The following is a 22,398-nucleotide window of genomic DNA, read 5'->3' on the forward strand; positions in this document are numbered from 1 at the left end:
TCGCCGGCCGGCGGACCCTGCGGCGCGCCCGCGGGCGGACCCGCCGGCGGGTCGGTAGGCGGCGTCGGGTCGGCGTCGTCGGGACGATCAGGTTCGGGGGACATCGGCGGCCATCCTTCCGATCGGTGGGGTGTCGTGCAGGGTCAGTCGTCCGCGCGAGGCCATCCAGGCGAGGCGGGCGAACAGCAGCGGGATCGTCACGGCGAGGAACAGCTGCGGCCTCGTGAGCCCGAGCCACGCGACCTCATTGCCGCGGACGAACTCGACGGCGAAACGGAACACCGCGTACGCCGCGATGTACAGCGTCAGGGTCTCGCCCGGCGCGATGGGCCGGTGGCGCAGCCAGAACCAGAGCACCGCGAAGGCGACCGCATGGAAGACGATCTCGTACACGAAGCTCGGGTGCAGCGGCACGCCCGCGGGCGCCCCGACGCGTGCGGCTGCGGCCGGGTCGAGGACGATGCCCCACCCGGCGCCGGTCGGGGTCCCGGGTTGCTCGGTGAGGAGGCATCCGATGCGTCCGATCGCCATGGCCAGCGCCACGGCGGGGGCGAAGAGGTCGCCGGACCGGTCGGCGTAGCGCGCGATCCGCTTGGCGACGTGCACACCGAGCCACGCGCCGACGAGCGCCGACAGCATCGACGCGTTGCCGTAGGCGAGCTGATCGATGAGGGACAGGTTCTTCGACGGATCGAGGTGCTGCGCCCATGTTCCGAGCCGCGAGAGCACGGCGGCGCCGACGAGCGCGCCGAGCACGAGATAGGCGATCCGCGGGTCGCTGACGCCGCGTCGGCGCTTCTCGATGAGGAAGACGACCCCCGCGGCGAGCAGCCCGAGGCCCACGAACACGGCGTGCGTGTCGATCGGCGGCAGCCAGGGTGCGAGGTCGCTCAGCAGTGGGAACACGGGTCAGCCCAGCAGCCGCATCCAGAGCATGACCCACAGCGGGATCGCCGCCAGGGCGAGCACCTCGAGCACGCACAGGTAGGCCAGGACGAGCCGGGTGTCGCCGAGCTTGCAGCGCGAGCGGAGCAGCCCTGCGCGCCGGGCGCGCATGTACCCGGCAATCGCGACACCGGCGAAGAAAGCGACCGCGAGAGGCCCCGTGACGGCAGCGATCACGGCGATCGTCGCGAAGACGCACAGCCTCAGGGGGTCGAACGGCGCGACCGGATCGGCGACGCTCTCGTCGCGCTGGTTGAGGTGCCCGAACCCCGCCGCGCTCACGAGACGCTCACCGGGATCTGCTGTCGACCGCCCATCGCGGTCGACAGGCGAGTGCGGCCCAGGGGCGCCCACGCCTGCACAGCGCAGAACGGAGCGCACTGGTGCGCATCGGTCGACTCGTTGACGGTCGCCACGTGCACGCAGCACTGCGTGAGACGTTCCTCGATCATCGTGTTGATGTCCATGAACGGCTTCACGGTGATCCGCAGCACCCGCTCGCCCATCATCTTTCGCAGACGCGCGTGCTGCCCCGGCAGCTTCGATGCGGCGAGGGTGGCGAGGGTGCCGATCCCGAGGTCGCAGTTCTGGCAGATGTCGCGCCAGATCGAGCTCATGGACGGATGCGACAGCGACGACTGCTCGCTCAGCAGGTCGAGAAGCGACCCCTTCACCACCTCGCGGATCGCCTTGTTGACGTTGCTGTCGGCGATGCGGTTGGCGATCATGTCGGGCTGCAGGTCGAGGAAGTCCTTCAACCGCTCGTGCCCGATGAGCCCGACGAGCGACTTCCAGTCGCCGGCATCGTCCTTGAGCAGGTAGCCGACCGAGCAGCAGTGCGGGTGGCTGCACGGCAGCGCCGTGAGGTCGCGCCACGTGACCTCGCCGTCCGTCTGCGGGTCGAGCCGGTTCAGCACACCCGTGTGCGTGAGACGGTCGTTCGGGTCGATGCCCGACGAGCGCCCCGAGCCGAACACCGGCTGGATCGTCACGCCGCCGACGAACGGCGTCGCCATCGCGCGGCGGATCACCGCGCCGATCTCGCCGTCGTTGACCCCGAGGGTCGCCGTCATCGTGAGGGTGGTGAACACTCCGGCATCCGACAGCCGTTCGATCGCGCGTTCCTTGAACCGGCGGATGTCGGCGCCGCGGTGGAAGGCGGATGCCGCGGCCGACTCGCCGTCGTACTGCAGGTAGACCTCGACCCGCTCACGGTGCTTCTTGAGCACCTCGACGAAAGCGTCGTCCTGCGCGATGCGGAGACCGTTCGAGTTCAGCAGGATGCGGACGATCGGCCGGGCGACGAGATGCTCGAGGAGCTGTTCGAGCCACGGATAGAGGGTCGGCTCACCGCCCGACAGCATCAGCACGTCGATGCGATTGTTCTCCTTCGCGAGCCGCGCGTCGACCGACGCGAGCACCTCGGCCAGCGGCGCAACGGCAGAGGCCGCCGGGCTCGATTCCGCGAAGCAGGTGGGGCACTTGAGGTTGCAGTGGTCGAGCAGGTCCTCGAGCAGGATGCAGGTGTGCTGGGTCTGCATCTGCGGCAGACCGTCCTCGTAGGCCGAGGGCACCGGCTTGAAGTTGCCGGTCGTGTCGGGACCGTGCGCCTTCGTCGGCGCGGTCCACTGCTCGAGATAGGTGAGGATCTCGGCCGACTCGTCGTAGAGCGTACGCACGAGGCCGTGGTCGGGGCATCCGCGTTCCAGCCAGACCGTGCCGTCTCGGTCGGCGAGCCACCCCGACAGCCGGCGCACCTCGCTCAGCGGACGGTCCGGGTCCTCCTCGTGGCACGTCGGGCAGAACGCGTTGACGTAGCGGTGGACCCGATAGTCGCGCAGGGGCATCCCCGCTCCGGCGTGGCTCATGCCCACACCCTAGTCCTGGGGTCGGCCGGGTCCAGCGGTGGCCCGCGCACAACGGCGCCCCGCGTCAGCGGATGCAACGGATGCCGGGCGACACCCGGCATCCGCGTGGCCGTCACCGGCGTGTCGCACGCGATCCATTGCATCCGCGAACACGGCCGGGGCGCACGCGAGGATGGGGCCATGCTCATCGTCATGGCAGGGTTGCCCGCGTCGGGAAAGAGCACGCTGGCAGAGCGGATCGCCGGTGAACTGCGTTGCGCGATCCTCTCGGTCGACCCCATCGAGTCCGCATTGTGGCGCGCGGGCATCGACCGCGACCAGCCGACGGGGCTCGCGGCGTACGTCGTCGCCGAGGATCTCGCGCGCGAGCAGCTCTGCATCGGCGGTGACGTCATCATCGACGCGGTCAACGATGCCGAACTCGCGCGGAACCAGTGGCGGTCGCTCGCCGCTGAGCAGAGAGTCCCGGTCGCGTTCGTCGAGGTGGTCTGCTCGGATCCGGACGAGCACCGCCGCCGCCTCGAGACCCGACGACGCCCCCTCGAGGGCTTCGCCGAGCCAACCTGGGATGACGTGCGGGCGCGAACGTCGGGCTTCGACGGATGGAACGACGAACGGATCACCGTCGACTCGATGCGGACCCTGAACGAGAACCTGACGCGGACGGTCGAGTACCTCCGGGGCTTCGGGGCTCGCTGAGCCGCGTCTACGGATGCAACGGATGCCGGGCGACACCCGGCATCCTCGGTCCCGTCGTCGGCGTGTCGCGTCGGATCTGTTGCATCCGTGAACGCAGCCGGACGTGCGAACGGACCGGGTGCGCCCTCAGCAGCACCCGGCCCGTTCGGGTCTTTCAGGAGCGGCGGTCTCCGAAGACGTCCTTCTCCATGGTGTCGTAGCCCTCGCGCTGCGGGTCGCGGTGCAGGCCGCCGGACAGGGCGTACTCCTCCTCGGGCGAGAGGATGAGGCGCTTGCGGCCGTAGACGGCGAAGCCGATGAAGATCACGACGTAGACGACGATGATCGCGACGATCGCGAGGAGGAACGTCGGGTTGAACAACAGACCGACGAACACGATCGCCGCGATGATCGCGGCCGAGTAGGCCCCGAACAATCCCCACGGGCTCTTGTACGGACGTTCGGCGTTCGGGAACTTCTTACGCAGGATGATGAACGACACCATCTGCAGGAAGTATGCGAGCACCGCGCCCCACACGGCGATGTTGAGCACGATCGCGCCGGCAGGGCTCGTGTCGCCGCCCGCGGCCTGGAGGATGACGAGCGCGATGAAGCCCAGCACGGCACCGAAGGTGAGCGCCACCCACGGCGTCTGGCGCTTGCCCGTGAGCGACAGCCACCGCGGGTAGTAGCCCGCCCGCGACAGCGAGTACATGTTGCGCCCGTAGGCGAACATGATGCCCATGAGCGAGGCGAGCAGACCGATGAGGGCGAGCAGCGACAGGATCGCGGCGGCCTGCGGCGGCAGGAACGCCTTGAAGCCGTCGAGGAGCGGCTCGACCGACGTGCCGGTCGCCTCCGCCCCCAGCACGCCGGTGTTGAGGAACAGGACGATCAGGCCGGTGCCGATGAGGGTGCCGCGAGCCCACAGTCCCGCGCGCGGGATGTCGCGGGCCGGATTGTGCGACTCCTCCGCGGCTAGGGGCAGCTCCTCGATGCCGAGGAAGAACCACATGGCGAACGGCAGCGCGAACAGGATCGCCCCGAGGCCCTCGGGCAGGAACGTCGATGCGCCGAACGCGTCGGGGTTCGGGGCCATGTCCCACAGCGACGCCCAGGAGAAGGCGCCCGAGACGAGGGCCATCACCCCGAAGACGACGATGATGCCGATCGAGATGACCGACACGATGATCGCGAACCGGAACGAGACCGCCGCGCCCGCGGCGTTCAGGCCGATGAACAGGACGTAGAGGACGACCCACCACAGCCACGCGGGCAGGCTGATCCCGGTCAGCAGCTCGAGCGCCTGATTCGCGTACGACCCCGAGAAGTAGACGACCACCGCGGTCGTCGCGACGTACTCGATGGTCTCGGCGAGGCCTGTCGCGAGCCCTCCCCACGGTCCCATCGCCGAGCGCGAGAACGAGTAGGCGCCGCCGGTGTGCGGCATCGCGGCCGCCATCTCGCCGATTGAGAAGGTCAGGCCGTAGTACATGAGCACGAGCACGGCGAAGGCGATGAGCATGCCGCCGAAGCCGGCGAAGTCGATACCGAAGTTCCAGCCCGAGAAGTCGCCCGAGATGACGGCGGCGACCGCGAGACCCCAGAGTCCCCAGACTCCCGCGGAGCGCTTCAGCGTGCGTTTCTCGAAGTAGCCGTCCTCGGCTCGGGCGTAACGGACGCCGCCCGTCGTGGTCGGAGTGGTGCTCGGATTCGTCATGAGACCTCCTGGCTGCGGTCGGCGCGCAGCGCGCCGTCGGGTCGGCGCGCTGGCTCACGCCTTGCGGAAGAGTGTGGCGTCTATTGGTACGCCGTGTCTACCTTTGGCATGTAGCGTTCTCGTTACAGACCCGACCAGCGCACGACGGAAGGATGACGGATGCCCGGAAATCTGACGGTGGACGAGCTCGCCGACGCGATCGCGAAGGACGAGATCGACACGGTGATCGTCGCCTTCCCCGACGCCCAGGGGCGCCTCGTCGGCAAGCGGGTCGCGGGCCGGTTCTGGCTCGACGAGGTCGCGGGGCACGGCGCCGAGGTGTGCGACTACCTGCTCTCGGTCGACGTCGACCTCAACACGATCGACGGCTACGCCATGTCGGGCTGGGACAAGGGCTACGGCGACCTCGTGCTGCGCCCCGACATGTCGACGCTCCGCCGCATCCCGTGGCAGGCGGCCACCGCGCTCGTCATGGCCGACCTCGACTATGTCTCCGGCGGCGCCGTCGCACAGTCGCCCCGCGGCATCCTCAACGCGCAGCGTCAGCGCCTCGCCGACCGTGGCCTCGTCGCCTACTCGGGCACGGAACTCGAGTTCATCGTCTTCGACGACTCGTTCCGGGATGCCTGGGCCAAGCGCTACGTCGGACTCCAGGCATCCACCGACTACAACGTCGACTACAACCTGCTCGCCACGACCCGCCTCGAGCCGTTGCTGCGCGACATCCGCCGCGGCATGGAGGGCGCGGGTCTCTACTGCGAGGGCGTCAAGGGCGAGTGCCACGACGGCCAGCAGGAGATTGCTTTCCGCTTCGCCGAAGTGCTCGAGACCGCCGACCAGCACACGATCTACAAGAACGGCGCCAAGGAGATCGCCGACGCGCACGGCAAGTCGCTGACGTTCATGGCGAAATTCGACCAGCGCGAGGGCAACAGCTGCCACATCCATCTGTCGGTCCGGGGTGAGGACGGCGAGGCCGTCATGGCGGGCGACGGCGAGCACGGGTTCAGCCCGCTCATGGAGCACTGGATCGCCGGCATCCTCGCGACCCTCCGCGAGTTCACGCTGCTCTACGCGCCCACGATCAACTCGTACAAGCGCTTCGCGAAGGGCTCGTTCGCCCCGACCGGGATCGCGTGGGGCGTCGACAACCGCACGTGCGCGCTCCGCGTCGTGGGAAAGGGCTCGTCGCTGCGCGTCGAGAACCGCGTGCCCGGCGGGGACGTGAACCCGTACCTCGCCATCTCGGCGATCATCGCCGGCGGCCTCCACGGCATCGAGAACGAGCTTCCGCTGCCGGCGCCGCTCCCCGGCAACGCCTACGACTCCGACGTCGAGCACCTGCCGACGACGCTCCGCGAAGCGGCGGACCTCTTCGAGAAGTCCGAGATCGCGCGCGCGGCGTTCGGCGAGGACGTCGTCGCCCACTACCTGCACCAGGCGCGTGTCGAGGTCCTCGCCTACGACGCCGCCGTGACCGACTGGGAGCGCATCCGTGGCTTCGAACGTCTCTGATCCCGCGGGCGGCCGCCGCCCCGTCATCGGACTCACCACCTACCTCGAGCGGGCGGTGCAGGGCGTCTGGGACGTCCGCGCCAGTTTCCTGCCGCAGCAGTACTTCGACGCCGTGACCGCGTCGGGCGGGGTCGCGGTCCTGCTGCCGCCGCAGCCGTCGGCGAAGGCGGCGGCCGACGTCGTGCTCGACGGCCTCGACGGGCTGATCCTCACCGGCGGGCTCGACGTGCAACCCGAGCTGTACGGTGCGGAGCGGCATCCACTCACCGACCCTGCCCGCGCGGACCGCGACGAGTGGGAGCTCGCCCTGCTCGCGGGCGCGCGCGAGCGCGGCATGCCCGTGTTCGGCATCTGCCGCGGTCTGCAGCTCATCAACGTCGCCTACGGCGGCACGCTGCACCAGCACCTGCCCGAAGCCCTCGGCACCGAGCGCTACAAGATCGGCGGCGGCGTCTTCGCCGAGAACACCGTCGACGTGGATGCCGAGACGACACTCGCCGGACTCATCGGCGCCGGCCCCTACACGGTGCACAGCTACCACCACCAGGGCGTCGACCGCCTCGGCGAGGGACTCGTCGTCACGGCCCGCACCGACGACGGACTCGTGCAGGCGTTCGAGGCTCCGGGCGACGACTACCTCGTCGCGGTGCAGTGGCACCCCGAGGAGAACTCCGCCGACCGGCGCCTCTTCCTCGGGCTGGTCGCCGCCGCCGACGCGTACGCCGCCGCGCACCGGGGGGTCGCCGCGTGAGCGTCTTCACCGTCCTGAACCCCGCCACCGGCGCCGCCGTCCGCGACGTCGACCTCGCCTCGGTGGAGCAGACGGATGCCGCGATCGCCCGCGCCGTCCGCGCTCAGCGCGCGTGGGCCGAGCTCGCCCCCGTCGCGCGCGCCGACGCCCTGCGCCGGTTCGCCGGTGTAGTGGAGGCCCACGTCGAGGAGCTCGCGCAGCTCGAGGTGCTCGAGGCGGGGCATCCGATCTCGTCCGCGCGGTGGGAGGCATCCCACGTCGCGCAGGTCCTGAACTACTACGCGGGAGCACCGGAACGCCTGATCGGCAGGCAGATCCCCGTCGCCGGCGGGCTCGACGTGACCTACCACGAGCCGTACGGCGTGGTCGGGATCATCGTGCCGTGGAACTTCCCGATGACGATCGCGTCGTGGGGCTTCGCGCCCGCGCTCGCCGCCGGCAACGCGGTCGTCCTCAAGCCCGCCGAGCTCACGCCGCTGACCGCGATGCGCCTCGGCGACCTGGCCGTCGAGGCGGGGCTGCCCGAGGGGGTCTTCACCGTCATCCCCGGTGCCGGGCCCGTCGTCGGCGAACGGTTCGTGACGCATCCCGATGTCCACAAGGTCGTCTTCACCGGTTCGACGCGGGTGGGCACCCAGGTCGCTGCGGGCTGCGCGCGCGAGCTGAAGCCCGTGACGCTCGAGCTCGGCGGCAAGAGCGCGAACATCGTCTTCGCCGACGCCGACCTCGAGGCCGCCGCCGCAGCCGTCCCCGGCTCGGTGTTCGACAACGCGGGGCAGGACTGCTGCGCCCGCAGCCGGCTGCTCGTCGAGCGGTCGGTGTACGACCGGTTCCTCGAGCTCGTCGAACCCGCCGTCGCCGCCTGGCGCGTGGGCGATCCGAACGACGAGTCGACCGAGATGGGACCGCTCATCTCCGCCGCGCAGCGCGACCGGGTCGCGTCCTATGTCGACGGTGCCGACGTCGCCTTCCGCGGGACCGCACCGGAGGGCGACGGATTCTGGTTCGCGCCGACCGTCGTGCTCGCCGGGCGGGGCGACCGCATCGCGAAGGAAGAGGTCTTCGGACCCGTCGTCGCCGTGCTGCCCTTCGACGACGAAGCCGACGCGATCGCCCTCGCCAACGACACCGTCTACGGGCTCGCAGGCTCGATCTGGACGCGCGACCTGGGGCGCGGCATCCGAGTCTCCCGGGGCGTGCGCAGCGGCGTGCTGTCGGTCAACTCGCACTCCTCGGTCCGCTACGCGACCCCGTTCGGCGGCATGAAGGCCTCGGGCCTCGGCCGCGAACTCGGACCCGACGCGGCCGAGCACTTCACCCAGACCAAGAACGTCTTCTACGCCACCTCCTGACCCGGAAGGACCTCCCGAATGGACCTCACCCAGCGCCTGCACGACCGCGTCGCCATCATCACCGGCGGTGCCAGCGGCATCGGCCTCGCGACCGCTCGCCGGTTCGCCGCCGAGGGCGCCCGCGTCGTCATCGCCGACCTCGACCCCGAGACCGGGCAGAAGGCCGCCGACGAGGTGGGCGGTGTCTTCCGCCAGGTCAACGTCGCCGACCAGGCCTCCGTCGACGCGCTCTTCGACGGGGTCGCCGCCGACCTCGGCTCGGTCGACATCGCCTTCAACAACGCCGGCATCTCGCCCGCCGACGACGACTCGATCGAGACGACCGAACTGCCCGCGTGGGACAAGGTGCAGGACGTCAACCTCAAGAGCGTCTACCTCTGCTCGCGCGCGGCACTGCGGCACATGGTGCCGGCCGGCAAGGGCTCGATCATCAACACGGCGTCGTTCGTCGCGCTGCTCGGCTCGGCCACGTCGCAGATCTCGTACACCGCCTCGAAGGGCGGCGTGCTCGCGATGACCCGCGAGCTCGGGGTGCAGTTCGCGCGGCAGGGCATCCGCGTCAACGCGCTCTGCCCAGGACCGGTGAACACGCCGCTGCTCCGCGAACTGTTCGCGAAGGACCCCGAGCGCGCGCAGCGCCGCCTCGTGCACGTGCCGATGGGCCGCTTCGCCGAACCCGAGGAGATGGCCGCGGCCGTCGCGTTCCTCGCCTCGGACGACGCCTCGTTCATCACCGCCAACGCCTTCGTCGTCGACGGCGGCATCACCAACGCCTACGTGACGCCGTTGTGACCCGCGCCGCGTCGTCGCCGGATCTCGGCCGCACCGTCTACCGGCCGGTGCGCGGCGGCAACGCGCTCGAAGACACCGTCGCCCGCCTCGTGCAGACCGTGCGGCTCGGCGTGGTCGCGCCGGGGGAGTCGCTGCCCTCCGAGCGCGACCTCGCCGACCGGTACGGCGTCAGCCGCGACACCGTGCGTCAGGCGATCGGCGAGCTCGCCGACGCCGGGTACGTCGTGCGCCGGCGCGGCCGGTACGGCGGCACGTTCGTCGCCGACCCCCTCCCCGTGCCGACCGGGCCCGTCGACACCGCTGAGCTCGACGACGTCCTGGGGCTCCGGCGTGTGCTCGAAGCGGGGGCCGCGCGGGCGGCGGCCTCGCAGGAGCTGACGGATGCCGCTCGCACCGCGCTCGAGCAGCGGCATCACGCGACCGTGGGAGCCGACGAGGGGGAGTACCGCCGGCTCGACTCGCTGCTGCACCTCGCGATCGCGGAGGCCAGCGGCATCCCGTCACTGCTCCCTCTGATCGTCGAGAACCGGGCGCGCGTGAACGCCTGGCTCGACACGTTCCCCCTGCTGCCGCGCAACATCGAGCACTCCGACGCGCAGCACGAGAGGATCGTGGCCTCGATCCTCGCCGGCAAGCCCGACGCCGCCGAGGCGGCCGTGCTCGATCACCTCGCCGGATCCGAGGCGCTGCTGCGGGGCTTCTTGGGCTGAGGTTCGCGTGCCGGGGCTCGGTTAGCGTTCACGGATGCAATGGATGCCGGCCGACACGCGGCATCCGCCGGTCCTGAGACGGCGTGTCGCGTCGGATCTATCGCATCCGTGAACGGCGGCGGTGCGCGATCAGGGGGACCATGACGCCGATGAGCACGACAGCGACGAACGCCGGGAGCGTCCACGCCATGGTGGCGTAGGCGGAGTCCAGCGCGGGCGACGATGCGATCCCCGCGTCCGCTCCCGGAACCTGATCGACCAGGATCGTCGCGGTCACGGTCGCGCCGACGAGTGCCAGGAACAGAGCGAGCGCGACCACCCCGGCGCCCACGATCCATGCCACGAGCTGCCGCGGTCGGATCCCCATGACTGCAGGGTAGAGCACCCCGGACAACCGTCATCGGATGCAAGGGATGCCGGGCGACGCCCCGCATCCGTGGGTCCTGTGACGGCGTGTCGCGTCGGATCTGTCGCATCCGTGAACGGCAACGACCCTCAGTCGAGCGGGGCGACGTCGACCTGCACGCGCAGGGTCGAGGTCTTGGCCTCGGTGAAGATGATGCCGGTCACGGGCGAGACGTCGCCGTAGTCCCGTCCCCAGGCGACGGTGACGTAGCGGTCGTTCGCCCACTGGTTGTTCGTCGGGTCGATCGCGAGCCACTGGTCGGTGCCGGGCAGCCAGACGGCGAGCCAGGCGTGCGAGGCGTCCGCGCCGAACACGCGCTCCTTGCCGGGCGGCGGCTGCGTCGCGAGGTATCCCGACACGTACCGCGCGGCCAGGCCGTGACTGCGGAGGCACGCGAGCGCGACGTGCGCGAAGTCCTGGCAGACGCCCGCCCGCTTCGTCATCGCGTCGGCGACCGTGCTCGTCACGGTGGTGGCGGTCTTGTCGTAGTCGAAGTCGCGGAAGATCCGCTGCATCAGATCCGTCGCCGCCTCGCCGATCGGACGTCCCGGCATCAGCGACTCCGCCCCGTACGCGTGCGCCGCCTCGTCGTGCGCCACGCGCGCGGACTCGAGCGCGTACTCCGTCGCCTCGACTGCACCGGGGAGGTCCGGATGCCGCAGCGGCCGCGCGAGCTCCCACGGCTGCGCGAGCGCCTCGGCGTCGTACTCGGGCACCGCGACCGTCACCTCGCTCGCCGCCTCGATCGTCAGCGCCTCGTGCGGATCGGTCACGTGGAAGTAGGTCGACGAGTTGCCGAACCAGTCCGTGCGCGGCGAGACGTCGCCGGGCACGGGGTCGACAGTGACCTCGGCCTGCGCCACGGTCTGCCAGGGCAGGTCGCGCGGACGCAGGTGGAACTGGCCGATGCTGTCCTGCACGGCGTCGCTGTAGGTGTACGCCGTCCGGTGCCACACGCGGTAGCGGGTCATGCGCGCGGGCCCATCAGTTCGACGAGCGACAGCTCGGTCATCGACACGGCCGGGGGACCCGCCTCGAAGTGCAGGTCGGCGATCGCGTCGGACAGCTGCTCGAGCTGCGCGCGGACGCTCTCGAGTCCCTCGACGAGGCGCTCCCGGCGCCCGCCGACGACGGCGGTCATCTCAAGCACCTCCACCTCGGCGAGACCCGTCTCGAGCTGGTCGAGCAGGCGCTCGGCGCGCGACGACCCGGTCGACGCCGGCAGGGCGGCGAGGTGCTCCCGCAGCGTCTGCAGCGAGAACGCGAGCGAGCGCGGGTTGCCGCGGTCGAGCAGCAGCAGCTCGGCGACGTCGGCCGCCCGCATCGCCCCGCGGTACCGGCGACGGTGCGTCACGACGCTCTCGGCCGACAGCAGCAGCGACTCGAGCACCTCGCGGTCGGTGCGGGGCCCGCGGCTGGCCGACAGTGCCGACGACAGCAGGGTCGTCAGCTGCAGGCCGCGCTCGAGGTAGCGACCGGCCTCCATCATGTGCCAGCCGGGGTCGCGGATCATGTTCGCCGTCACGCCGTACAGCGACAGCATCGACGCGAGCATGCGTCCGGCGGACTCTGCGGTGCGGTGCGGATGCGGGGCGCTCCGCAGCGCGCGCACGGCGCGGTCGATGTTCGAGAAGACCCGCCATGTGTCGCCCGAGAGCTGATCGCGGACCCCCTCCATCGCGTCGCGCAGCCGCGCGATCGAGTGCGCCGCCGAGCCGGGGCGGGAGGCGTCGAGCAGCAGCGACCGGAACTCCGCCTCGGGGTCGGTCCAGCGCGTCCCGGCGAGGCGGTCGAGCGCGGCGAGCAGCACGCGGACGCTCTCGGCCGCCCGCGCGGCCGTGTGCGCGCCGGGCTGGTCGAGCGCCGCCTGCGTCGCGATGACGAGGCGCAGCAGATCCTCGGCGCGCTCGGCGTACCGCCCGGTCCAGAACAGGTCCGACAGTGCGCGCGGCGCGAGAGTCGGGTCGCTCCGTGTCGTCGGGAGGGATGCCACCTCCGCGATCCCCTGGTCGGGATCGGCCTCGTCCGACTTCAGGACCCACACGTCCTTCGTGCGCGGCGCCGCCTCGGGTGCGGTGCGCACCGTCGCCAGCCCGCCGACGAGCGGCCGGTAGGTCGAGCCGAAGCGGATCGCGAAACCCCGCAGGGTGACGGGTCGAGCGGATGCCGCGCCCCCGGCATCCCACACCGGAACCTGCGACAGGTGCAGCCGCTCGACGGCCGCGAAGCGATGCGGCTCGCGGTCGATCCGGCCGCGGACGGCGGGGTCGGTCGCGGCGAGGGGCCGGCGGGGGTCGTCGATGTCGAACACCTCGAGCGCCGGGTCGGCGGCATCCAGCCGCGGCAGCGCCTCGGCGCGCGCGTCGTCGTCGCCGAGCCACCACGCCGGCACCGACGGGAGCCGCAGCTGCTCGCCGAGCAGCCGCTCGCACACTGCCGGCAGATAGGGGAGGAGTGCCGGGTTCTCGAGCACGCCGGCGCCCAGCCCGTTGACGACGCGCACCCGTCCGCGGCGCACCGCCTCGGCGAGGCCCGCGACACCGAGCCGCGACCCCGCGCGGAGTTCGAGCGGATCGCACCACTCCGCATCGACGCGTCGCAGGATGACGTCGACGCGTTCGCGCGGCGTCCGCGACGGCCACTGTGCGGGCTTCATCCAGACGGCGCCGTCCCGCACGACGAGGTCGCTGCCCTGCACGAGCGGGAACCCGAGCGCGTTCGCGAGGAACGCCTGGTCGAACGCCGTCTCGGACAGCGGGCCGGGGGAGAGGACGACGATCCGCGGCGTGCTGACGCCCTCGGGGGCGGCGGCGATGAGAGCCGCGCGGAGGGCAGCGAAGTACGGATCCATCCGGTGCAGGGTGCCCTCGTCGAGCAGGTCGGGCAGCACCTGGGAGATCACGCGACGGTTCTCGGCGGCGTAGCCGAGCCCCGACGGAGCCTGCACACGATCGGCCAGCACATGCCAGTCGCCCGCCGCGTCGCGCCCGAGGTCGGTCGCCGACAGCAGCAGATCCGGCGGCGGGGCGTCGTCGCCGGCGCGGGCCATGGCGCGCACGAAACCGGCGTGGCCGAGGACGACCGCGGCCGGCACGATCCGCTCGCGCAGCACGACCTGCGGCCCGTACAGGTCCGCGAGCAGCGCGTTCAACAGCTCGGCCCGCTGCGCGAGTCCGACGTCCAGGCGCGCCCAGCCGGCGGCATCCATCACGAACGGCATCGGGTCGAGCTGCCACGGCTGCAGCTCGGCGCCAGCACGCGCGTACGAGACGCCGTCGTCGGCGAGGAAGCGGGCGATCTCGCCGTCGACGCGGTCGAGCTCTTCGCGGGTCAGACCCAGGGCGAGGGTGGCGAGACCCTGCCAGGCGGGGCGCAGCGTACCGTCGGCGTCGACGACCTCGTCGAACCGCGGCGCTGCCGAGGCGAACGGCAGCGTCGGCTGCGACACGGCCGCGGCGTAATCACGGAGCACACTCACGCAGGTCCCCTTCCGGGTCCAGCGTAGGGGCACGCGGCGCGGTCGATCCGCGCGTTCCCGCCGGTGCCGGGCGAATACAGTGGAAGGCATGACGGGATCGGACGCCACCTTCACCGTGCGACCCGCGCGGACGTCGGACGTCCCCCGCATCCAGGAACTGCTCGAGCCGTGGGTGCAGCGCCGCATCCTGCTGGGCAAAGAGCGGGTCACGCTGTACGAGACCGTGCAGGAGTTCGTCGTCGCCGAGGCCGGCGACCGGCTTGTCGGATGCGGCGCCCTGCACGTCATGTGGGAGGACCTCGGCGAGATCCGCACGCTGATCGTCGCCGACGACTGGCTGCATCGGGGCGTCGGCGGTGCGGTCGTCGACCTGCTCGAAGACAACGCCCGTGCGCTGGGGCTCAGCCGGCTGTTCTGCCTCACCTTCGAGGTGCCGTTCTTCTCGCGGCGCGGGTTCGCCGAGATCGGTGAGCAGGTGGTCGCCCCCGACGTCTACTCGCAGCTGCTGCGGAGCCCGGACGAGGGTGTCGCGGAGTTCCTCGACCTCGCGCACGTGAAGCCCAACACCCTGGGCAACACCCGGATGCTCAAGCAGTTGTAGGCGCGCCGGGCGGGCGGGCCGGGGACCCGTGCGTACCCTGGATCCGTGACCAGCCCGACCCGCCGCCGCAAGCCGACACCCGCCGTGTACCGGCGTCGTCGGCTCGCCGTCGTGCTGCTGGCCCTCCTGATCGTGGGCGGCATCGTCGCGGTGGTCGCGTGGCAGCCCTGGCGGGCGTGGGCGGATGCCGCGCCGCAGCCGACGGCCGGGGCCCCTGCATCCGCTTCCCCGGCCTCCACTTCTCCGGGCGCCGGCCCCTCGCCGACGCCGAGCGGATCCGCCGCCGCCTCGGGGACGCCGACGCCGCGCGTCACCTCGTCGGCGGACGGTGACACCGGGGCGAAGCCCGACGGAGAACCCGCGGCCGCCCCGTGCACGACCGGGGACGTGACGGTCAGCGCCGTCGTCGACAAGAGCTCCTACGGGACGGGGGAGCTGCCGCAGTTGTCGATCCGGCTCGTCAACGACACCGACCTGCCGTGCGTGATCAACGTGGGGACGGCGGCGCAGACGTTCGAGATCACGAGCGGCAGCGACACCTGGTGGCGGTCGACGGACTGCCAGACCGAGCCGAGCGACCAGGTCGTCACCTTGGATGCCCGTCAGACCGTCACGAGCGCGGCGCCGATCGTGTGGGACCGCACCCGTTCGTCCGTCGACACGTGCGACGGCGACCGGCAGAAGGCGCTGCCCGGGTGGTACAACCTCGCGGTCTCGATCGGCGGGATCGGCTCTGTCGAACCCGCCTCGTTCACGATCCGCTGACCCGCTCCGGCCCCGCGCGCGGAGGAGATTCTGAGAGGATTCTCATGATCTCGCGGGGTGGGACCCTGTCGCCGCCTCGCGCTCGCCGCGTACCCTGGGGGCAGCTCCCGGCGGCTTTCCCCGTTGTCCCCAGCAACGGAGCCACACCGACCCCCCAGAGGTGTGGCGATCGGATCCCCCCCCCGCCGCCGGTGAGTGCTGGGCCCTCTCGACTTCTCCAGTCCCCAATGGGGAGTTCGAGGGGGCCCTTTGACGTCTCGCCGGGCCGGCCCGCGCCGCCGTAGGCTGGGGGGATGGCCGGGAAGAAGCGCGAGAAGAAGCCGCTCGAGTTCCGCAACACGCAGCTCGCCGATGCGCTCCAGACGCAGGACATGGCGGCGCTGGCGTTCGCACTGCGGCACGGACCGACGGTCGTGCCGCTCCTGCGCCCCGGTGCGCGCGACAATCCCCGCGACGCGGGGGAGGTCTGGACCTACCGCGACCCCGCCACGGGCGACGTCGCGCTGCTGCTGTTCAGCGACGCGGCGAACAAGCCGGCATCCCTGCCGCCGGGGGTCGGGCTGCAGTCCCCGGCGTGGCTGCGCGCGTTCCTCGGCACCCACGGCGAGCAGATCACGACGGTGTTCTTCGACATCGCCGGGCCGCACCCCATGCAGGCCGCTCCCGCGGACGTGATCGCCGCGCTCGAGGCCTGACCGCCGCGCTCGAGGCCTGACCGCCGCGCTCGAGGCCTGACCGCCGTCAGAAGTCGGGGCGGTCGTCCGATCGCGGGCGGTGGTGGCGCGCCCGCTGAGCCAGGGCGTCGCGCAGGGTGCCCGCGCCGGCGTCGATGACCGCCCGGTATCCGAGACGGGCGGCCTCGGACCGGCGCTGGTCGTGCTGCGTGACGCGGCGGATCTCGCCCGACAGGCTGAGCTCGCCGATCGCCGCGAGCTTCTCGGGGTTCGGGCGCTCGGTGGCGGCGCTCGCGATCGCGAGCGCGATGGCGAGATCGGCGGCGGGCTCGGTCAACCGCACCCCGCCCACGGTCGAGACGTAGACGTCCTGGTCGGACAGCTTGATGCCGGCCCGCTTCTCGAGGACGGCGAGCACCATCGCGACCCGCGCGCCGTCGACGCCGCTCACGATGCGGCGCGGGTTGGGTGCCGACGTGTGGAGCGTGAGCGCCTGCACCTCGACCGGCAGCGCGCGGCGCCCCTCGAGGGCGACGGTCACGCATGTGCCGGGTTCGCTGGGGCGGTTGCTGAGGAAGAGTGCGCTGGGATCGGGCACCTCGGCGATGCCGTCGCCCGCCATGTCGAAACAGCCCACCTCGTCGGTGGCGCCGAAGCGGTTCTTGAGCGCCCGCACGAACCGCAGCGACGTCTGCCGGTCACCCTCGAAGTGGCAGACGACGTCGACGAGGTGCTCGAGGATGCGGGGTCCCGCGACCTGACCGTCCTTGGTCACGTGGCCGACCAGCACGACGGGCAGGTCGCGCTCCTTCGCGACGCGGATGAGGGTGGATGCCACTTCGCGCACCTGGCTCGGCTGCCCGGCGGCGCCGTCGATGAGGCCCGACGACACCGTCTGCACCGAGTCCACGATGAGCAGATCGGGCCGCACGTCGTCGACATGCCCGAGCGTCGTGGCGAGGTCGGTTTCGCTCGCGAGGTACAGCTCGTCGTGCAGCGCCCCGGTGCGCTCGGCGCGCAGGCGCACCTGGCTGAGCGACTCCTCGGCGCTGACGTAGAGGACGCGACGGCCGGCGCGGGCGCTCTGGGCGGCGACCTCGAGCAGCAGGGTCGACTTGCCGACACCCGGCTCGCCCGAGAGCAGGATCGCCGCGCCGGGGACGATGCCGCCGCCGAGCACCCTGTCGAACTCCCCGACGCCGCTGGTGCGGCGGGGGGTCTCACGCGTGTCGATCTGCGTGATCGGCCGCGCGCTGCGCGTGGGCGTCACGGGGGTGACGGATGCCGTGATCCCGGTCTGCGTGGCGGCCTCGACGACCGTGCCCCACTGCTGGCACTCGCCGCACCGGCCGACCCACTTCGCGGTGGTCCATCCGCACTCCGTGCACCGGAAGGCGGCGGTCGGGGCGGGACGTCGTGAAGCCATGACGACAGGCTAGCCGCGGCATCCGACATCGCCGCCGGCAGGCGTGACCCCGGTCAGCGCAGCGACGTCGCGACGGTCCGCAACGCCTCTGCGGACCGGTGGAACAGCGCCAGCTCGCCGGCCGAGAACGAGGTTTCGAGGATGGGCCGGGCGCCCGCGCTGCTGACGACGGACGGCACCGAGAGCGCGACGCCGTCGACGCCCTGGAAATCGCTCAGCACCGTCGAGACCGGCATGACCACGTGCTGGTCGCCGAGGATGGCCTCCACGATCCGCGCGCTCGACAGACCGATCGCGTAATTGGTCGCTCCCTTGCCCTGGATGACCTTGTAGGCGGCATCGCGCACGTCGACCGCGATGGCGTCCAGCTCCTCGGTCGTGAACGTCGGCTGCCCGTCGGGCGGCTGCCAGTCGAGGATCGGGACGGTGCCGATCGTCGCCCGCGACCAGTGCGGGAACTCGGTGTCGCCGTGCTCGCCGACGATGTAGGCGTGCACGCTGGAGGTCGACACCCCCGCGCGCTGCGCGAGCTTCCACCGCAGGCGCGACGTGTCGAGGACGGTGCCCGAGGCGAAGATCCGCTCGGGCGGAAGGCCCGTGACCTCCTGACCGATGACGGTGAGCACGTCGCACGGGTTGGTGACGATGACGTAGACGGCGTTCGGCGCGACCTCGAGCAGCTGCGGCAGCATCCGTCGCAGGATGCCGGCGTTGACACCGGCGAGCTCGATGCGGGTCTGGCCCGGGTTCTGCTTGGCGCCGGCGGTGATGACGACGACGTGGGAACCCGCGGCGACCGAGATGTCGGCCCCGCCGGAGATGTCGCTCGAGCCGGTGAACTGCGCGCCGTGGGCGAGGTCGAGCACCTCGGCCTCGACCTTCTCGGCGGCGATGTCGTACAGGGCGACGTGGCGGGCCGACCCGCGGATGAGGGCCGCGTAGGCGACGCTCGACCCCACGGCTCCCGCGCCGACGACGGTGAGTTTCGAGTTCTCGATGACGCTCATACCGCCAGTGTGGCAGCCGGCGGGTGCGGGCGGCTCGGATCGGGCCGGAGAAATCAGGCGGGGTGCACCTCGGTCGTCGCAGGGCGGCGGATGCCGAGGAACGAAACCGCCGCGCCCGCGGCCATGAGGACCGCGGTGACCCACGCCGCCCGGTGGAACCCGTCGAGGTCGAGCGATCCGCCGATGATCACGGCGAGGATCGCGATGACGACGAGTCCCGCGATGCGGGAGACGGCGTTGTTCGTCGCCGAGGCGATGCCCGAGCGCTCCCCGCCGATCGCGCCGAGGATCGTCGAGGTCAGCGGCGACACCGTGACCCCGAGGCCCAGGCCGAACGCGACGAGCCCGGGAAGCACCTGCGTCCGGTAGTCGAAGTCCTCGCGGACGGCGAGCAGCATCAGCGAGCCGACCGCCATCACGAGCGGGCCGACGGTCATGAACAGGCGTGACCCGAAACGGTTGGTCAAGCCTCCGACGACCGAGCTCAACGCGATGAGCGCGACGGTCACGGGAAGGCTGGCGAGCCCGGCGAGGGTGGCGCTGAGCCCCGCGCCCTGCTGCAGGTAGACGCCGACGACGAACCCGTTGAGCGTGAGCGCGGCGTAGATGAAGAGGGTGGCCAGGTTGCCGGTCCAGAAGTTCCGCACGCGGAAGATGTCGAGCGGGAGGATCGGCGAGCGCACCGTCCGCTGCCGGAGCAGGAACGCGGCGAACATGACGATGCCGGCGACCAGCGGCATCCAGATCGCCGGATGACCCCACCCCAGGTTCGGCTGTTCGATGAGGGCGAAGACCACCCCGCCGAGTCCGAGGGTGCAGAGGGTCGCGCTCACGAGGTCGAGGTGCGCGTCGTCGCGGCGGTGGTCGATGTGGCCGAGGCGGGCGAGCAGGACGAAGGTGATCGCGATCGGGATGATCTGCACGAGGAACGCGAACCGCCACGACAGCAGGTCGACGAAGAGTCCGCCCAGAAGGGGGCCCGCGAGGTTCGCGGCGGTCGTCCACGCCGTCCACTGACCGATCGCCCGCGCCTGCGCGGGACCGGTCAAGAGCGAGGTGATGAGTGCAAGCGAACTCGGCACGAGGAACGCCCCCGCCGCGCCCTGCAGCGCCCGCGCGATGATCAGGACGATCGGGTCGGGGGCGAGCCCGACGCCGATCGAAGCGATGCCGAAACCGATGAGTCCGATGCGCAGGACGAGCACGCGGCCGAAAGCGTCGCTCACCGAACCGGCGAACAGGATGAGCGAGCTCAGGGTGAGGAGGTAGGCATCCACCGTCCACTGCTGCGTCGACAGGCCCCCGCCGAGCTCCTCGCCGATCGCGGGCAGGGCGACGTTCACGATCGTGCCGTCGAGGAAGGCGACCGCCGAGGCGAGGGCGGCGATCGCGACGATGAGTCCGAACCGCGGGGTCGTCGATGCGCTCACAGCCTCACCGTAGACCCGCCGCGTCGCCGCCGAGCCGACGCGAACGGTCGTCACCCGGGGGTCGAAGCGACGGTTCGCGTCGGGTCGAGGTCGGTGAGGGGGGTCGCGGGTAGGGCGATCCAGCCTTCGCGGCGGGCCTGGGCGGTGCGGGCGGGTGGGACGGGATGCGTCGCGCGCAGCGCGTGTGCGCGGGCGATGAGCGCGGCGACCACGGCGTCGAACGCGTCGTCGGAGGCCTCCATCAGCGCGCGCTGCGCGGGGGGAGAGGGTGAGCCACGGCGCCGCGTCGAGGAGGTTCGCCGTCGCGGTGAGGCGGGCCGCGGCATCCGTCTTGTACCCGGTCACGTCGACGCGCCAGGTGCGCAGCGCGGCGGCGGTGCGCGCGGGCTGCGCCGCGAGGTCGACTTCCGTGGTGATCACACGCCGACGCTACCCGTCCGCCGGTGCGCCGAGACGTCCCAGATGGTCGCCATCGCGGGCGGGAAGCGACCATCTGCGACGCCTCGGCGAAGCGCGAGGGGGCGCTGGTTCGCGGCATCCGCTCTCGTGTCGTAAACTGGACGACGGTGACGTGTCCGAGCGGCCGAAGGTGCAACTCTCGAAAAGTTGTGTAGGGTAACCCCCTACCGTGGGTTCAAATCCCACCGTCACCGCCAGAAAAACCCCCGCGAGTCGGGGGTTTTTCCCTTTCCGGAGACGGTCTCAGTAACCCGCGCGCTCCTCGCCGCCGGTATGCGACCAGCGCGCCGCCAGCGCCTCGGACCCGCGGGCGAGCATGGCGACGTCGGCGCCGACGAGCACGAAGTCGGCGCCGGCGTCGACGTAGGACTGTGCGACCTCGGGGTCGAACGCGTTGACGCCGACCGGGATGCCGGCATCCGTCACCGCGGCGAAGGCCCGCAGGACGGCGGCGGTGACGTCGGGATGCGTCTGCTGACCGAGCAGACCGAGGGATGCCGCGAGGTCGCTCGGCCCCACGAAGACACCGTCGACGCCGTCCACCGCGGCGATCGCCCCGGCGGCCTCGACGCCCTCGGCCGTCTCGACCTGGACGAACAGCGATACATGCTCGTCGGCGTCGGCGAGGTATCCCTCGATCCGGTTCCACCGGGCCGACCGCCCGAGCGCCGACCCGACGCCGCGCCGACCGTGCGGGGGATATCGCACCGCCTGGACGACCGCCTCGGCCTGCGAGGCGGACGACACCATCGGCACGAGCAGGTTCTGCGCGCCGAGGTCGAGGACCTGCTTGATCACGACCGCATCGTCGGACGGCACCCGCACGACCGGGGTCACCGGGTAGGCGGCGACGGCCTGCAACTGGGCGAGGACGGATTCGAGCCCGTTCGGGGCGTGCTCCATGTCGATGAGCACCCAGTCCAGGCCCGCGCCCGCGCAGATCTCGGCCACGAGAGGCGAACCCGAGCACACCCACATGCCGGCCAGCGGACGGTCGGACTGCGCCAGCGCGGCGCGAAAGGTCGGGGTCAGACGAAGCGACATGTGATCTCCCCCATCGGGCCGTACTCGCACCGTACCTCGTCGCCCGCCGACACCCACATCGGCCGGGTGAACGACCCGGCGAGGATGATCTCGCCCGCCTCGAGCCGGGCGCCGTGCTGCGAGAACTTGTTCGCGAGCCAGGCGACGCCGGTGGCGGGGTGGCCGAGGACGCCCGCGGCGACGCCGGTCTCCTCGATCTCGCCGTTGCGCGAGAGCACACCGGGCACCCAGCGCAGGTCGATCTCGTCGGGACGCTTGTGCACGTCGCCGAGCACCATCGCGCCGTACGCCGCGTTGTCGGAGATCGTGTCGACGATCGTGCGGCCCTCGAGCTCGATGTGCGAGTTCAGCACCTCGAGCGCCGGGACGGCGTAGTCGATCGCCGCGAGCGCGTCCTCGAGCGTGCAGTCGGGCCCCTCGAGCGGCTCGCGCAGCACGAACGCGAGTTCCACCTCGATACGCACGTTCGAGAACCGCGCCGCCTCGATCTCGTCGCCCGAGCGGTACACCGTGTCGTCGAACATCACGCCGTAGTCGGGCTCGGTGATGCCCGTCGCCTGCTGCATCGCCTTGCTCGTGAGGCCGATCTTGCGCCCCACGAGCCGGCGCCCGGCGGCGATGTTGCGGTCGCGCCAGACGCCCTGGATCGCGTAGGAGTCCTCGACGGTGGCGTCGGGGTACCGGGCCGTGATGCGGGGGATCACCCCGCGCGTGCGCTCGGCCTCGGCGAGCTCGGCGGCGATGGCGGCGATGGTCTCAGGGGGCAGCATCCGGTCT

Annotated in this window: 22 protein-coding genes and 1 tRNA gene; 10 read left to right on the forward strand and 13 right to left on the reverse strand. The window is 71.6% G+C overall.

The genetic code is table 11. The annotated features are described in order from the left end of the window. Positions 1-87: 87 nt before the first annotated feature. The 3 genes from NH287_RS03720 to NH287_RS03730 are packed head-to-tail and all read right to left on the reverse strand — an operon-like array spanning position 88 to position 2,813. The gene (locus NH287_RS03720; RefSeq protein ID WP_253034509.1) at positions 88-906 is read right to left on the reverse strand and encodes a prolipoprotein diacylglyceryl transferase family protein; all 819 of its coding nucleotides are present in this window, start codon (positions 904-906) and stop codon (positions 88-90) included. A gap of 3 nt (positions 907-909) precedes the next feature. Continuing rightward, positions 910-1,227: a hypothetical protein gene (locus NH287_RS03725; RefSeq protein ID WP_253034510.1), complete on the reverse strand. Its 318-nt coding sequence runs from the start codon at positions 1,225-1,227 to the stop codon at positions 910-912. Beyond that, positions 1,224-2,813 (reverse strand): radical SAM protein, encoded by a 1,590-nt coding sequence (locus tag NH287_RS03730; RefSeq protein WP_253034511.1) that lies wholly within the window; start codon positions 2,811-2,813, stop codon positions 1,224-1,226. The genes NH287_RS03725 and NH287_RS03730 overlap by 4 nt, the downstream gene beginning before the upstream one ends. A gap of 180 nt (positions 2,814-2,993) precedes the next feature. Here NH287_RS03730 and NH287_RS03735 point away from each other — a divergent pair, with 180 nt between their 5' ends. Then, positions 2,994-3,512, forward strand: coding sequence for an AAA family ATPase (locus NH287_RS03735; RefSeq protein ID WP_253034512.1), 519 nt, complete (start codon positions 2,994-2,996; stop codon positions 3,510-3,512). 154 nt (positions 3,513-3,666) lie between these two features. Here NH287_RS03735 and NH287_RS03740 read toward each other — a convergent pair whose 3' ends face one another. Beyond that, a complete protein-coding gene (locus NH287_RS03740) occupies positions 3,667-5,211 on the reverse strand; it encodes an amino acid permease (RefSeq protein ID WP_253034513.1) in 1,545 nt (514 codons plus the stop codon). A gap of 159 nt (positions 5,212-5,370) precedes the next feature. Between NH287_RS03740 and NH287_RS03745 the strand changes: the two genes are divergently transcribed. Genes NH287_RS03745 through NH287_RS03765 form a run of 5 tightly spaced genes read left to right on the forward strand, consistent with a single transcriptional unit; the run spans position 5,371 to position 10,331 of the window. Beyond that, a complete protein-coding gene (locus tag NH287_RS03745; RefSeq protein ID WP_253034514.1) occupies positions 5,371-6,726 on the forward strand; it encodes a glutamine synthetase family protein in 1,356 nt (451 codons plus the stop codon). Further along, positions 6,707-7,477, forward strand: a complete 771-nt coding sequence (locus tag NH287_RS03750) for a gamma-glutamyl-gamma-aminobutyrate hydrolase family protein (protein ID WP_217529778.1) — start codon at positions 6,707-6,709, stop codon at positions 7,475-7,477. The genes NH287_RS03745 and NH287_RS03750 overlap by 20 nt, the downstream gene beginning before the upstream one ends. Continuing rightward, positions 7,474-8,829: an aldehyde dehydrogenase family protein gene (locus tag NH287_RS03755; RefSeq protein WP_253034515.1), complete on the forward strand. Its 1,356-nt coding sequence runs from the start codon at positions 7,474-7,476 to the stop codon at positions 8,827-8,829. The genes NH287_RS03750 and NH287_RS03755 overlap by 4 nt, the downstream gene beginning before the upstream one ends. Positions 8,830-8,847: 18 nt before the next feature. After that, positions 8,848-9,621, forward strand: a complete 774-nt coding sequence (locus NH287_RS03760; protein WP_253034516.1) for a 3-oxoacyl-ACP reductase — start codon at positions 8,848-8,850, stop codon at positions 9,619-9,621. Next, the gene (locus tag NH287_RS03765; protein ID WP_253034517.1) at positions 9,618-10,331 is read left to right on the forward strand and encodes a FadR/GntR family transcriptional regulator; all 714 of its coding nucleotides are present in this window, start codon (positions 9,618-9,620) and stop codon (positions 10,329-10,331) included. The genes NH287_RS03760 and NH287_RS03765 overlap by 4 nt, the downstream gene beginning before the upstream one ends. A gap of 97 nt (positions 10,332-10,428) precedes the next feature. Here the strand turns inward: NH287_RS03765 and NH287_RS03770 are convergent, their stop codons facing one another. From NH287_RS03770 to NH287_RS03780, 3 genes are all read right to left on the reverse strand, one after another. Further along, positions 10,429-10,698 carry a hypothetical protein gene (locus NH287_RS03770; RefSeq protein ID WP_253034518.1) on the reverse strand — a complete coding sequence of 90 codons (270 nt, stop codon included), beginning with the start codon at positions 10,696-10,698 and terminating at the stop codon, positions 10,429-10,431. A 128-nt stretch (positions 10,699-10,826) separates the two neighbouring features. Beyond that, positions 10,827-11,708: a transglutaminase family protein gene (locus NH287_RS03775; RefSeq protein ID WP_253034519.1), complete on the reverse strand. Its 882-nt coding sequence runs from the start codon at positions 11,706-11,708 to the stop codon at positions 10,827-10,829. Further along, positions 11,705-14,215, reverse strand: a complete 2,511-nt coding sequence (locus NH287_RS03780; RefSeq protein WP_253034520.1) for a circularly permuted type 2 ATP-grasp protein — start codon at positions 14,213-14,215, stop codon at positions 11,705-11,707. Before NH287_RS03780 ends, NH287_RS03775 begins: the two co-directional genes overlap by 4 nt. Before the next feature lie 88 nt (positions 14,216-14,303). On the opposite strand from NH287_RS03780, the gene NH287_RS03785 reads away from it, so the two are divergent. The 3 genes from NH287_RS03785 to NH287_RS03795 all read left to right on the forward strand — a co-directional run bounded on the left by NH287_RS03785 (position 14,304) and on the right by NH287_RS03795 (position 16,276). Beyond that, complete coding sequence (locus NH287_RS03785) at positions 14,304-14,816, forward strand: amino-acid N-acetyltransferase (protein ID WP_253034521.1); 513 nt, start codon at positions 14,304-14,306, stop codon at positions 14,814-14,816. 45 nt (positions 14,817-14,861) lie between these two features. Then, positions 14,862-15,581 (forward strand): hypothetical protein, encoded by a 720-nt coding sequence (locus tag NH287_RS03790; protein ID WP_253034522.1) that lies wholly within the window; start codon positions 14,862-14,864, stop codon positions 15,579-15,581. 293 nt (positions 15,582-15,874) lie between these two features. Further along, a complete protein-coding gene (locus NH287_RS03795) occupies positions 15,875-16,276 on the forward strand; it encodes a dehydrogenase (RefSeq protein ID WP_253034523.1) in 402 nt (133 codons plus the stop codon). 46 nt (positions 16,277-16,322) lie between these two features. Here the strand turns inward: NH287_RS03795 and radA are convergent, their stop codons facing one another. The 4 genes from radA to NH287_RS03815 are packed head-to-tail and all read right to left on the reverse strand — an operon-like array spanning position 16,323 to position 20,360. Then, on the reverse strand, positions 16,323-17,681 hold the full coding sequence (gene radA, locus NH287_RS03800) for a DNA repair protein RadA (protein ID WP_253034524.1): 1,359 nt from the start codon (positions 17,679-17,681) through the stop codon (positions 16,323-16,325). A gap of 53 nt (positions 17,682-17,734) precedes the next feature. Continuing rightward, entirely contained in the window at positions 17,735-18,688 is a 954-nt protein-coding gene (locus NH287_RS03805) for an L-lactate dehydrogenase (RefSeq protein ID WP_253034525.1), read from the reverse strand. A 53-nt stretch (positions 18,689-18,741) separates the two neighbouring features. Next, positions 18,742-20,118 (reverse strand): MFS transporter, encoded by a 1,377-nt coding sequence (locus NH287_RS03810; protein ID WP_253034526.1) that lies wholly within the window; start codon positions 20,116-20,118, stop codon positions 18,742-18,744. Positions 20,119-20,168: 50 nt separating this feature from the next. Beyond that, on the reverse strand, positions 20,169-20,360 hold the full coding sequence (locus NH287_RS03815; protein ID WP_253034527.1) for a hypothetical protein: 192 nt from the start codon (positions 20,358-20,360) through the stop codon (positions 20,169-20,171). A gap of 323 nt (positions 20,361-20,683) precedes the next feature. On the opposite strand from NH287_RS03815, the gene NH287_RS03820 reads away from it, so the two are divergent. Next, a tRNA-Ser gene (locus tag NH287_RS03820) sits at positions 20,684-20,774 on the forward strand. Between the two features lie 46 nt (positions 20,775-20,820). Here the strand turns inward: NH287_RS03820 and NH287_RS03825 are convergent. Both NH287_RS03825 and NH287_RS03830 read right to left on the reverse strand, forming a co-directional pair. Then, a complete protein-coding gene (locus tag NH287_RS03825; RefSeq protein WP_253034528.1) occupies positions 20,821-21,621 on the reverse strand; it encodes an HpcH/HpaI aldolase/citrate lyase family protein in 801 nt (266 codons plus the stop codon). Beyond that, on the reverse strand, positions 21,606-22,391 hold the full coding sequence (locus tag NH287_RS03830; RefSeq protein WP_253034529.1) for a 2-keto-4-pentenoate hydratase: 786 nt from the start codon (positions 22,389-22,391) through the stop codon (positions 21,606-21,608). The genes NH287_RS03825 and NH287_RS03830 overlap by 16 nt, the downstream gene beginning before the upstream one ends. Positions 22,392-22,398: the final 7 nt, after the last annotated feature.

This window comes from Microbacterium sp. CnD16-F, from assembly GCF_024124465.1.
GTDB classification, from domain to species: domain Bacteria; phylum Actinomycetota; class Actinomycetes; order Actinomycetales; family Microbacteriaceae; genus Microbacterium; species Microbacterium gawkjiense.

What these genes read in the sequence shown, in the direction of transcription:
- NH287_RS03730 (WP_253034511.1), bottom strand. Translation starts at nt 2,813, where the DNA reads ATGAGCCACGCCGGAGCGGGGATGCCCCTGCGCGACTATCGGGTCCAC.
- NH287_RS03735 (WP_253034512.1), top strand. Translation starts at nt 2,994, where the DNA reads ATGCTCATCGTCATGGCAGGGTTGCCCGCGTCGGGAAAGAGCACGCTG.
- NH287_RS03740 (WP_253034513.1), bottom strand. Translation starts at nt 5,211, where the DNA reads ATGACGAATCCGAGCACCACTCCGACCACGACGGGCGGCGTCCGTTAC.
- NH287_RS03745 (WP_253034514.1), top strand. Translation starts at nt 5,371, where the DNA reads ATGCCCGGAAATCTGACGGTGGACGAGCTCGCCGACGCGATCGCGAAG.
- NH287_RS03760 (WP_253034516.1), top strand. Translation starts at nt 8,848, where the DNA reads ATGGACCTCACCCAGCGCCTGCACGACCGCGTCGCCATCATCACCGGC.
- NH287_RS03770 (WP_253034518.1), bottom strand. Translation starts at nt 10,698, where the DNA reads ATGGGGATCCGACCGCGGCAGCTCGTGGCATGGATCGTGGGCGCCGGG.
- NH287_RS03775 (WP_253034519.1), bottom strand. Translation starts at nt 11,708, where the DNA reads ATGACCCGCTACCGCGTGTGGCACCGGACGGCGTACACCTACAGCGAC.
- NH287_RS03785 (WP_253034521.1), top strand. Translation starts at nt 14,304, where the DNA reads ATGACGGGATCGGACGCCACCTTCACCGTGCGACCCGCGCGGACGTCG.
- NH287_RS03795 (WP_253034523.1), top strand. Translation starts at nt 15,875, where the DNA reads ATGGCCGGGAAGAAGCGCGAGAAGAAGCCGCTCGAGTTCCGCAACACG.
- radA (WP_253034524.1), bottom strand. Translation starts at nt 17,681, where the DNA reads ATGGCTTCACGACGTCCCGCCCCGACCGCCGCCTTCCGGTGCACGGAG.
- NH287_RS03805 (WP_253034525.1), bottom strand. Translation starts at nt 18,688, where the DNA reads ATGAGCGTCATCGAGAACTCGAAACTCACCGTCGTCGGCGCGGGAGCC.
- NH287_RS03815 (WP_253034527.1), bottom strand. Translation starts at nt 20,360, where the DNA reads ATGGAGGCCTCCGACGACGCGTTCGACGCCGTGGTCGCCGCGCTCATC.
- NH287_RS03825 (WP_253034528.1), bottom strand. Translation starts at nt 21,621, where the DNA reads ATGTCGCTTCGTCTGACCCCGACCTTTCGCGCCGCGCTGGCGCAGTCC.
- NH287_RS03830 (WP_253034529.1), bottom strand. Translation starts at nt 22,391, where the DNA reads ATGCTGCCCCCTGAGACCATCGCCGCCATCGCCGCCGAGCTCGCCGAG.